8 protein-coding genes are annotated in these 11,679 nt (G+C 69.1%); all 8 read right to left on the bottom strand.

The genetic code is table 11. From position 1 onward, the window contains the following. Window positions 1-24: 24 nt before the first annotated feature. Window positions 25-495 (bottom strand): 30S ribosomal protein S7, encoded by a 471-nt coding sequence (gene rpsG / locus BFV98_RS22680; RefSeq protein ID WP_013288637.1) that lies wholly within the window; start codon window positions 493-495, stop codon window positions 25-27. A 1-nt stretch (window position 496) separates the two neighbouring features. Continuing rightward, window positions 497-871: a 30S ribosomal protein S12 gene (gene rpsL, locus BFV98_RS22675; protein ID WP_007465318.1), complete on the bottom strand. Its 375-nt coding sequence runs from the start codon at window positions 869-871 to the stop codon at window positions 497-499. 500 nt (window positions 872-1,371) lie between these two features. Continuing rightward, a complete protein-coding gene (locus tag BFV98_RS32335; RefSeq protein WP_176739877.1) occupies window positions 1,372-1,743 on the bottom strand; it encodes a hypothetical protein in 372 nt (123 codons plus the stop codon). Between the two features lie 350 nt (window positions 1,744-2,093). After that, entirely contained in the window at window positions 2,094-2,462 is a 369-nt protein-coding gene (locus tag BFV98_RS22665; protein WP_041784065.1) for a hypothetical protein, read from the bottom strand. 114 nt (window positions 2,463-2,576) lie between these two features. Then, the gene (locus BFV98_RS22660; RefSeq protein WP_013288640.1) at window positions 2,577-6,464 is read right to left on the bottom strand and encodes a DNA-directed RNA polymerase subunit beta'; all 3,888 of its coding nucleotides are present in this window, start codon (window positions 6,462-6,464) and stop codon (window positions 2,577-2,579) included. A gap of 80 nt (window positions 6,465-6,544) precedes the next feature. Further along, window positions 6,545-9,976 carry a DNA-directed RNA polymerase subunit beta gene (locus tag BFV98_RS22655; protein WP_013288641.1) on the bottom strand — a complete coding sequence of 1,144 codons (3,432 nt, stop codon included), beginning with the start codon at window positions 9,974-9,976 and terminating at the stop codon, window positions 6,545-6,547. A gap of 574 nt (window positions 9,977-10,550) precedes the next feature. After that, window positions 10,551-10,937 (bottom strand): 50S ribosomal protein L7/L12, encoded by a 387-nt coding sequence (rplL, locus tag BFV98_RS22650; RefSeq protein ID WP_013288642.1) that lies wholly within the window; start codon window positions 10,935-10,937, stop codon window positions 10,551-10,553. 54 nt (window positions 10,938-10,991) lie between these two features. Then, a complete protein-coding gene (rplJ, locus tag BFV98_RS22645) occupies window positions 10,992-11,540 on the bottom strand; it encodes a 50S ribosomal protein L10 (protein WP_013288643.1) in 549 nt (182 codons plus the stop codon). Window positions 11,541-11,679 lie beyond the last annotated feature (139 nt).

Here is an 11,679-nt window from a genome sequence, read left to right as displayed (position 1 = left end):
CGGTGGGCGCCGGAACCTCAGGTGTTACCAGCGGTAGTGCGCGAAGGCCTTGTTCGACTCGGCCATCTTGTGCGTGTCCTCACGCCGCTTGACGGCGGCGCCGAGGCCGTTGCTCGCGTCCAGCAGCTCGTTCATCAGCCGCTCGACCATGGTCTTCTCGCGCCGCGCCCGGGAGTAGGTCACCAGCCAGCGCAGACCGAGCGTGGTCGCGCGGGACGGCCGGACCTCGACCGGAACCTGGTAGGTGGCGCCACCGACACGGCGGCTGCGCACCTCGAGGGTCGGCTTGACGTTGTCCATCGCGCGCTTGAGCGTGACGACGGGGTCGGTGCCGGACTTCTCGCGGCAGCCCTCCAGGGCGGCGTACACGATGCGCTCGGCGAGCTGACGCTTGCCGCGCAGCAGGATCTTGTTCACCAGCTGGGTGACCAGGGGCGAGTTGTACACCGGGTCAGCGACCAGCGGCTTCCGCGGAGCGGGTCCCTTACGCGGCATGTCAGCTCTTCTCCTTCTTCGCGCCGTAGCGGCTGCGAGCCTGCTTGCGGTTGCGGACACCCTGGGTGTCCAGCGAACCGCGCACGATCTTGTACCGCACGCCCGGGAGGTCCTTCACACGACCGCCGCGCACGAGCACGATCGAGTGCTCCTGGAGGTTGTGGCCGACGCCCGGGATGTAGGCGGTCACCTCGATCTGGCTGCTGAGCTTGACACGAGCGACCTTGCGCAGCGCCGAGTTCGGCTTCTTCGGGGTGGTGGTGTACACACGGGTGCACACGCCGCGCCGCTGGGGAGACCCCTTGAGCGCCGGGGTCTTGGTCTTGGTCGTCTTGGCCTGACGGCCCTTTCGGACCAACTGCTGAATGGTGGGCACCGGGTTTCTCCGCTCCCTTCGGCCGCTGCGAGGCGACCGCGCCGTCTGCTCCAGCCGTCCGGATGGGCGGCTCTCCTACATTTCAACCAGGGCCGCCTGACGGCTCCCCAGCACCCGCGGTCGGGCGTGTCGCCCGAGTCACGGTTCCGGTGCCGGCCGCTGACGCGTCGTACCGGATCTTCTGGTCTTGGTGGTGCGACCGCGCGATCACCGGCTGACCGGTTCCAGCGCACGCACGCATTGCCCGGGCGGGCCCGGGCACAAGGGGAAAGAGTACCTACCACAGCCGCGCCGGTCAAAACGGATGGGTCGGGAAGGACCGCTGTGCGGTCCGCCGCCCGGTCTCCGGGTCGCCGATGCGCCGGTGATGGGCACCTACAGTGACGAGTGTACCGGCTCGTCCGCCGCGCGACCCGGCGGCCCCGACACCGCCCGGCCTTCGGACACCCGGACATACCGCTCAACCCAGGTCACCGGCCGCAGGCGTCGCAGACGCGGCGTCACGTGATCTGCACCACCAGAGCCAGCGCGAGCCCGATCAGGCCGAACAGCACCCCCGCCGCCCCGCAGGAGATACCCGCCACGGCCAGGCCGGCGCCGGTGAAGCGCACCGACGGCGGCGGCGCCGGCCGCCGGATCTGCCGCCGGGCGAGCAGCCCGGCCACCACCGCGCCGACGCCGATCAGCCCGCCGAGCACCGTGAACGCGCCGGCCGCCCAGGCGCCGCCGACGTCGCGGCCGGCCAGACCGAAGCACAACACCAGCAGCGACACCCCGATCGCGGCGATGCCTGCGACGAGCGACCCGATCGCCAGGCCGGAGGTGACGGGCGGCACGTCGAGGTGGACCACGCCGAACGGCGTACCCGGCACCGCGTCGACCCGCTTCGGCGGCCGCGGCGTCTCGGCCGGCGGCGGCGGAAGCGCCGGCCCGCCGTGCGGACCCCAGGCGCCGTGGCCGGGCACGCTCGCCGGCGCCGGCCACCCGCCGCCGTGCGCCGGCGGACTCCCCGGGTACGCCCCGTACGGCCCCGGCTGGTGCGCCGGCGCGGACGCGGAACCCGGCGGGTACGGCCCGGGGCGCGGCTGGTCGCCTCCCGGCGGAGCCGGTTCCGTCACGGGGTCCTCCTGTCCACACGCGCCCGCCGCGCGGCGGACACCGGCCAGGCTACCGCCGCCGATCATTGCGGGGTGGGCGGGCGCGGGCCCGCTCCCCCACCGGGTCAGTCGAAGTTCGGCGCGAAGTCGTGGCCGAACGAGGCGTCCGCGGCGCGGACCACGCCGATCACCACCGCCGCGACCACCGCGGCGGCGGTCAGCACCAGACCGGTCCGCGCCATCTGCTCGCCGCGCCGCAGCCAGTCCGCGCCGGTGAGATAACCACCCGAGGCGTACGCCTCCCGGCGCGCCTGCCGGGCGAGCACGAGCGCGATCGTGGCCGGCACCGCGCCGCCGAGGAACAGACCGGTGAGCACGCCGATCAGCCCGAGCGCGAAGACGGCGCGGGCCTTGGTGGAGCGGACCGGCTCCGGGTCGTACGGATGGCGGTACGCCTGCGGCACGACGGGCGCCTGCCCGGGCACGGTCGTCATGCCTCCATCATGCCCCGACCCGGCCTTCCGTCCCGGCGGAAGGCAGCCGGTCCCGGCACTCCGGACGCGACGAGGCCCCCGGCGGATGCCGGGGGCCTCGTCGTTTCCTACTGCTTAGCGGTACGACCCGAAGTCGAAGTCGTCCAGCGGAACCGCCTGGCCGCTGGCCGGCCCGAAGCCGTAGTCGGTCTCCGGGTAGCCGGTCATCGAGTAGACCTTGGCCTTCGCCTCCTCGGTCGGCTCGACCCGGACGTTGCGGTACTTGCTGATGCCCGTACCGGCCGGGATGAGCTTACCGATGATCACGTTCTCCTTGAGGCCGATCAGCGAGTCGCTGCGGGCGTGGATCGCCGCGTCCGTCAGCACCCGGGTGGTCTCCTGGAAGGAGGCCGCCGACAGCCAGGAGTCAGTGGCCAGCGAGGCCTTGGTGATACCCATCAGCACCGGGCGACCGGCGGCGGGCTCGCCACCCTCGCCGACGAGCCGGCGGTTCTCCGACTCGAACAGCGCCCGGTCGACCAGCACGCCCGGCAGGAACTCGGTCGAGCCGGAGTCGATCACAGTCACCCGCTTGAGCATCTGGCGGATGATGATCTCGATGTGCTTGTCGTGGATGAGCACACCCTGCGAGCGGTAGACCTCCTGGACCTCCTGGGTCAGGTGGACCTGGACCGCGCGCGGGCCGAGGATGCGCAGCAGCTCGTGCGGGTCGATGGTGCCCTCGGTGAGCTTCTCGCCGACCTCGACGTGGTCGCCGTCGTGCGCCCGGAGCCGGACCCGCTTCGAGATCTTGTCGTACACGATCTCGTCGCTGCCGTCGTCCGGGATGACCACGATCTTGCGGGACCGCTCGCCGTCCTCGATCCGGATGCGACCCGGGGTGTCGGCGATGGGCGCCTTACCCTTCGGCACCCGGGCCTCGAAGATCTCCTGGACACGGGGCAGACCCTGGGTGATGTCCTCACCCGCGACACCACCGGTGTGGAAGGTACGCATCGTCAGCTGCGTACCCGGCTCACCGATCGACTGGGCGGCGATGATGCCGACCGCCTCGCCGACGTCCACGGTCTTGCCGGTCGGCAGCGAGCGGCCGTAGCACGCACCGCAGACGCCCAGCTTCGACTCGCAGGTGAGCACGCTGCGCACCCGCACCGTCTCGGTCCCGGCGGCGACGATCGCGTCCACCAGGATCGAGTTGATGTCCTGGCCGCGGTGGGCCACCACGGTGCCGTCCGGCCCCTTGATGTCGTCGGCGAGCGTCCGGGCGTGCACGCTGGTCTCGGCGTGCTCGTGCACGACCAGCTTGCCGTCGATGCGCTCACCGACCTGCATCGGGATGGCGCGGTCGGTGCCGCAGTCCTCCTCGCGGATGATGACGTCCTGCGAGACGTCCACCAGACGCCGGGTCAGGTAACCCGAGTCGGCGGTACGCAGGGCGGTGTCCGCGAGGCCCTTGCGGGCACCGTGCGTGGAGATGAAGTACTCCAGCACGGACAGACCCTCCCGGTAGCTGGCCTTGATCGGCCGCGGGATGATCTCGCCCTTCGGGTTGGCCACCAGACCACGGATCGCTGCGATCTGCCGGAGCTGGAGCAGGTTACCGCGGGCACCCGAGTTGATCATCTTCCACAGCGGGTTCTCCTGCGGCAGCGCGGTGTCCATCTCCTTGGCGACCTCGTTGGTCGCCTTGGTCCAGATCTCGATGAGCTCGCCGCGGCGCTCCTCGGCGGTCATCAGACCACGCTGGTACTGCTTGTCGATCCGGTCGGCTTCCTTCTCGTACCGCTCCAGGATCTCCCGCTTGCGCGGCGGAGCGATGACGTCCTCCATGCCGATGGTGACGCCGGACCAGGTGGCCCAGTGGAAACCGGCCTCCTTGAGCCCGTCCAGGGTGGCCGCCAGGGCCACCTTCGGGAAGCGCTCGGCGAGGTCGTTGACGATCGCGGAGAGCTGGCCCTTGCGGATCTCGTAGTTCACGAAGCGGTAGCCCGGGGGCAGCGTCTCGTTGAACAGGACCCGGCCCAGCGTGGTCTCCACGGTCACCGGCTCGCCCTCGGTCCAGCCCTCGGGGGCGGTCCACGGCTCGGCACCGGCTCCGTTGTCCACACCGACCACGTCGCGCAGCCGGATCCGGACCGGCGTCTGCAGGTGCAGCTCGCCGTTGTCGTACGCCATCCGCGCCTCGGCGTCCGAGCTGAACGCCCGGCCCTCGCCCTTGCCACCCGGGGTGAGGTGGGTGAGGTGGTACAGACCGATGACCATGTCCTGGGTCGGCATGGTGACCGGCTTGCCGTCGGCCGGCTTGAGGATGTTGTTCGACGACAGCATCAGGATCCGCGCCTCGGCCTGGGCCTCGGCGGACAGCGGCACGTGGACCGCCATCTGGTCACCGTCGAAGTCGGCGTTGAACGCGGTGCAGACCAGCGGGTGGATCTGGATGGCCTTGCCCTCGACCAGCTGCGGCTCGAAGGCCTGGATGCCCAGACGGTGCAGGGTCGGCGCGCGGTTCAGCAGAACCGGGTGCTCGCCGATGACCTCTTCCAGCACGTCCCACACGACCGGCCGCTGCCGCTCGACCATCCGCTTGGCGGACTTGATGTTCTGCGCGTGGTTGAGGTCGACCAGCCGCTTCATCACGAACGGCTTGAACAGCTCCAGCGCCATCTGCTTGGGCAGGCCGCACTGGTGCAGCTTGAGCTTCGGGCCGACCACGATGACCGAACGGCCGGAGTAGTCGACGCGCTTGCCCAGCAGGTTTTGGCGGAACCGGCCCTGCTTGCCCTTGAGCATGTCGGACAGCGACTTCAGCGGCCGGTTACCCGGGCCGGTGACCGGACGGCCACGGCGGCCGTTGTCGAACAGCGCGTCGACGGCCTCCTGGAGCATCCGCTTCTCGTTGTTGACGATGATCTCGGGCGCGCCGAGGTCGATCAGCCGCTTGAGGCGGTTGTTCCGGTTGATCACACGCCGGTACAGGTCGTTCAGGTCGGAGGTCGCGAAGCGGCCACCGTCGAGCTGCACCATCGGGCGCAGGTCCGGCGGGATGACCGGGACGCAGTCCAGCACCATGCCGAGCGGCGAGTTGCGGGTGTTCTGGAACGCCGCGACGACCTTGAGCCGCTTGAGCGCACGGATCTTCCGCTGGCCCTTGCCGGAGCGGATGGTCTCGCGCAGGTTCTCCGCCTCGGCCTCCAGGTCCATGTTCTGGACCAGGGCCTTGATCGCCTCGGCGCCCATGCTGCCGGTGAAGTACTCACCGAAGCGGTCGCGCAGCTCGCGGTAGAGCAGCTCGTCGGTGACCAGCTGCTTCGGCTCCAGCTTGCGGAAGGTGTCGAGGACCTCGTCGAGGCGGTCGATCTCGCGCTGGGCCCGGTCGCGGATCTGGCGCATCTCGCGCTCTCCGCCCTCCTTGACCTTGCGCCGGACGTCCGCCTTCGCGCCCTCGGCCTCCAGCTCGGCCAGGTCGGCCTCCAGCTTGGCGGCCCGCTTCTCGATCTCCGAGTCGCGGCTGTTCTCGGCCTGCCGCTTCTCGGCCAGGATCTCGTTCTCGATGGTCGAGAGGTCGCGGTGACGCGCTTCGGCGTCCACGCTCGTCACGACGTACGAGGCGAAGTAGATGATCTTCTCGAGGTCCTTCGGGGCGAGGTCCAGCAGGTAGCCCAGCCGGCTCGGCACGCCCTTGAAGTACCAGATGTGGGTCACCGGAGCGGCCAGCTCGATGTGACCCATCCGCTCCCGGCGAACCTTGGAGCGGGTCACCTCGACGCCGCAGCGCTCGCAGATGATGCCCTTGAAGCGGACCCGCTTGTACTTACCGCAGTAGCACTCCCAGTCCCGCTGCGGACCGAAGATCTTCTCGCAGAAGAGCCCGTCCTTCTCCGGCTTGAGGGTGCGGTAGTTGATGGTCTCGGGCTTCTTGACCTCGCCGTGGGACCACTGACGGATGTCGTCAGCGGTGGCGAGGCCGATGCGCAGCTCGTCGAAGAAGTTGACGTCGAGCACTATGTCCCCTATGTCGTCGTCTGTACTGCTAGCTAACGAGTGGGATCCGGGGCAGGGTGACCCTGCCCCGGATCACCACCTCAGACCTCTTCGACCGAGCTCGGCTCGCGCCGGGACAGGTCGATGCCCAGCTCCTCCGCCGCCCGGAACACCTCGTCGTCGGTCTCGCGCATCTCCAGGGCCACACCGTCGCTGGAGAGCACCTCGACGTTGAGGCACAGCGACTGCAGCTCCTTGAGCAGCACCTTGAACGACTCCGGGATGCCCGGCTCGGGGATGTTCTCGCCCTTGACGATCGCCTCGTAGACCTTGACCCGGCCCAGGACGTCGTCGGACTTGATGGTCAGCAGCTCCTGCAGGGCGTAGGCGGCGCCGTACGCCTGCATGGCCCAGCACTCCATCTCACCGAAGCGCTGGCCACCGAACTGCGCCTTACCACCCAGCGGCTGCTGCGTGATCATCGAGTACGGGCCGGTCGACCGGGCGTGGATCTTGTCGTCGACCAGGTGGTTGAGCTTCAGGATGTAGACGTAGCCGACCGCGATCGGGTCCGGCAGCGGCTCGCCGGAACGACCGTCGAACAGCTGCGCCTTGCCGCTGCCCCCGATGAGCTGGTTGCCGTCCCGGTTGGGCAGGGTCGACGCCAGCAGGCCGGAGATCTCCTCCTCGCGGGCACCGTCGAAGACCGGCGTGGCCACGTTGGTGTCCGGCTCGGACTCGTGCGCGTTGATCGAGCGGAGCTGGCGCTTCCACTCGGCGTCGTCGCCGTCCACGCTCCAGCCGGTCTTGGCAACCCACCCGAGGTGGGTCTCCAGGACCTGGCCGATGTTCATCCGGGACGGCACACCGAGCGGGTTCAGCACGATGTCGACCGGGGTGCCGTCCTCCAGGAACGGCATGTCCTCGATCGGCAGGATCTTGGAGATGACGCCCTTGTTGCCGTGGCGGCCCGCGAGCTTGTCACCGTCCTGGATCTTGCGCTTCTGGGCCACGTAGACCCGGACCAGCTCGTTCACGCCCGGGGGCAGCTCGTCGCCGTCCTCGCGGGAGAAGGTACGCACACCGATGACCGTGCCGGTCTCGCCGTGCGGCACCTTCAGCGAGGTGTCCCGGACCTCGCGCGCCTTCTCGCCGAAGATCGCGCGGAGCAGCCGCTCCTCGGGAGTCAGCTCGGTCTCACCCTTCGGGGTGACCTTGCCGACCAGGATGTCGCCGGGGACGACCTCGGCGCCGATCCGGATGATGCCGCGCTCGTCGAGGTCGGCGAGCATCTCCTCGCTGACGTTCGGGATGTCGCGGGTGATCTCCTCCGGGCCGAGCTTGGTGTCCCGGGCGTCGACCTCGTGCTCCTCGATGTGGATCGAGGTGAGCACGTCCTGCTGCACGAGGCGCTGCGACAGGATGATCGCGTCCTCGTAGTTGTGGCCCTCCCAGCACATGAACGCCACCAGCAGGTTGCGTCCGAGCGCCATCTCGCCCTCGTCGGTGCACGGACCGTCGGCGATGACCTGACCGGCCTCGACGCGGTCGCCCTCGAAGACGACCGGCTTCTGGTTGACGCAGGAGCCGGCGTTGGAGCGGCGGAACTTGTGCAGCAGGTACGTACGGCGGTGGCCGTCGTCCTGGTGGACGGTGATGTAGTCCGCGCACAGGTCCTCGACCACGCCGCCGACCTCGGCGACGACGACGTCACCGGCGTCGACCGCGGCGCGGTACTCCATGCCCGTACCGACCAGCGGAGCCTCGGCCTTGACCAGCGGCACCGCCTGACGCTGCATGTTCGCACCCATGAGTGCGCGGTTGGCGTCGTCGTGCTCCAGGAACGGGATCATCGCGGTGGCGACCGAGGTCATCTGCCGCGGCGACACGTCCATGTAGTCCACGGCGCCCGGCGCGACGTCCTCGGTCTCGCCGCCCTTACGGCGGACCAGGACGCGGTCCTCGGCGAAGGTGCCGTCCGACTTCAGCGGGGCGTTTGCCTGCGCCTTGACGAACCGGTCCTCCTCGTCCGCGGTCAGGTAGTCGATCTGGTCGGTGACCCGGCCGTCGATGACCTTCCGGTACGGCGTCTCGATGAAGCCGAACGGGTTGACCCGGGCGAACGTGGACAGGGCGCCGATCAGGCCGATGTTCGGGCCTTCCGGCGTCTCGATCGGGCACATCCGGCCGTAGTGGGACGGGTGCACGTCCCGGACCTCGAAGCCGGCCCGCTCGCGGGACAGACCACCCGGGCCGAGCGCGCTCAGCCGGCGCCGGTGGGTCAGGCCCGCCAGCGGGTTGGTCTGGTCCATGAACTGGGACAGCTGCGACGTACCGAAGAACTCCTTGATCGCCGCCACCACCGGGCGGATGTTGATCAGGGTCTGCGGCGTGATCGCCTCGACGTCCTGGGTGGTCATCCGCTCGCGGACGACCCGCTCCATCCGGGAGAGACCCACCCGGACCTGGTTCTGGATCAGCTCGCCCACGGTACGCAGGCGACGGTTGCCGAAGTGGTCGATGTCGTCGGCCTCGTAGCCCTCCTCACCGGCGTGCAGCCGGCAGAGGTATTCCACGGTGGCGACGATGTCGTCCTCGGTGAGCGTGCCGGTGGTGATCGGCACGTCCAGCTCGAGCTTCTTGTTGAACTTGTAGCGCCCGACCTTGGCGACGTCGTACCGCTTCGGGTTGAAGAAGAGGTTGTCGAGCAGGGTCTGGGCGTTCTCACGGGTTGGCGGCTCGCCAGGGCGGAGCTTCCGGTAGATGTCGAGCAGGGCCTCGTCCTGGCCGGCGATGTGGTCCTTTTCGAGCGTGGTCATCATGAGCTCGGACCAGCCGAACTTCTCACGGATGCGCTCGGCGGACCACCCGATGGCCTTGAGCAGGACGGTGACGGCCTGGCGGCGCTTGCGGTCGATGCGAACGCCGACCGTGTCGCGCTTGTCGATGTCGAACTCCAGCCAGGCACCCCGGCTCGGGATGACCTTGACGCTGGAGAGGTCGCGGTCGGAGGTCTTGTCCGGCTGCTTGTCGAAGTACACGCCCGGCGAGCGGACGAGCTGGCTGACCACGACGCGCTCGGTGCCGTTGATGATGAAGGTGCCCTTCGGCGTCATCATCGGGAAGTCACCCATGAACACCGTCTGGCTCTTGATCTCGCCAGTGGTGTTGTTGGTGAACTCCGCGGTCACGAACAGCGGCGCGCAGTAGGTCAGGTCCTTCTCCTTGCACTCCTCGATCGAGGCCTTGACCTCGTCGAAGCGCGGAGCCGAGAAGGAGAGCGACATGGTGCCGGAGAAGTCCTCAATGGGACTGATCTCGTCGAGGATCTCCGCGAGACCCGAGCGTGCGTGCGGGTCGTCCGCCGACCGGCCCTGCCAAGCCTCGTTGCCGACGAGCCAGTCGAAGGACTCGTTCTGGATGGCGAGGAGGTTGGGGACCTCGAGGTGTTCGGTGATCCGACCGAAAGAAACTCGGCGGGGCGCGAATGCGCTCGACGTACGACTGGTCTTCGCAGGGCGGGAAGCTGCCAAGATGCGTCCTTCCGAGGACCGGTGCTGCAGAACGGCTGGTACGCGTGCACTCCAATGACCCCACCAGAAATATCCACAATCGGACATTTCCGAGCAGGGGTCAAGTCGGAAGGCAGCGCAAACTAGCAGTGTAGCCGAGAGGCTAACCGCTGTCCAGCCCACCCCGCAGGTCGTCGCGGAACAAGCCCTGGGACCTCGGAAAACCGGGTCGACCGGGCCGCTCGGAACGCGACGCTCCTGCCGGTCCGCTCGGGAGCCGCGGCGGCGGTGCTGCCGTTGCCTTACCCGAGAGGCGGCCGTTGCAAGCGCGGAAGGTCTTGCTGATGTTCAGCGTGCCTGGCAGGCCCGTGCCGCGTCAAGGGCCGGTTACTGCTCGGGGTGTCTTTCCCACCGACGGGCTACCGACAGACGTCGCTGACCGGCCGATGAGAGGACGCTGTACGCCCTGCTCACGCCGTTCGCCGGCGGGCGGCACCAACACGGCGGGCGGTGACCCGGTCTCCCGGATCACCGCCCGCCGCGACGCGATGTGCCCCGGCTCACGTGAGCCGGACGCGCGTCAGGTGGAGCAAGGTCACTTGAGGGTGACCTTGGCGCCCTCGCCCTCGAGCTTGGCCTTGGCCTTCTCGGCGGTCTCCTTGTTGGCCTTCTCCAGGACGGCCTTCGGAGCGGCCTCGACCAGGTCCTTGGCCTCCTTGAGGCCCAGGCCGGTCAGCTCGCGCACGACCTTGATGACCTGGATCTTCTTGCCACCGTCGGCGTCGAGGATGACGTCGAACTCGTCCTTCTCCGGCTCGGCCTCGGCGGCCGGGGCACCCGGACCGGCCGGGCCGGCGACGGCGACCGGAGCGGCGGCGGTGACCTCGAAGGTCTCCTCGAACTGCTTCACGAACTCGGAGAGCTCGATCAGCGTCATCTCCTTGAACGCGTCGAGCAGCTCGTCGGTGCTGAGCTTCGCCATGTCTGGCGTCCTTTCTCGCAATGAAAACTAAGAACGTGGTGCGCCGGGAGGGCCTCAGGCCGCCTCGGCGCCCTCCTGCTCGCGCTTCTTGTCCGCCAGGGCGGCCGCCGCGCGGGCGGCCTTGGAGAGCGGAGCCTGGAACAGGGCCGCGGCCTTGCTCAGGTTGCCCTTCATGGCGCCGGCCAGCTTGGCCAGCAGCACCTCGCGGGACTCCAGGTCGGCGAGCTTCGTGACCTCGGCCGCGGAAATGGCCTTGCCCTCGAAGACACCGCCCTTGATGACGAGCTTCGGGTTGGCCTTCGCGAAGTCGCGAAGCCCCTTCGCCGCCTCGACGACGTCGCCCGAAACGAAAGTCAGCGCGGTAGGACCGGAGAACAGCTCGTCGAGCCCGGAGATGCCCGCATCGGCCGCAGCACGCTTGGCAAGCGTGTTCTTCGCGACCGTGTAGCTGGTCTCCTTGCCGAGCGAGCGCCGCAGCTGGGTGAGCTGCGAAACCGTGAGCCCGCGGTACTCGGTCAGCACGGTCGCTCCCGCGTTGCGGAAGCTCTCGGTCAGCTCGGCGACGGCCGTGGCCTTGTCGGCCCGGATCGGCTTGTCCGCCATGTCCCTCCTCTCTCGTTGCTCGGAGCTGGTACGCCGGCGGCGAGCCGAGGCTCGACGACGGCGGCGGAGGCATCACGACAACGAAAAAGCCCCGGCGCAGGGCGCACGGGGCGAGGGCCGGGGACACGGGCACAGTCGG

This window comes from Micromonospora sp. WMMB235 (genome assembly GCF_001855515.1).
Taxonomy (GTDB): domain Bacteria; phylum Actinomycetota; class Actinomycetes; order Mycobacteriales; family Micromonosporaceae; genus Micromonospora; species Micromonospora aurantiaca.
This window is presented reverse-complemented; position numbering and strand designations above follow the sequence as displayed.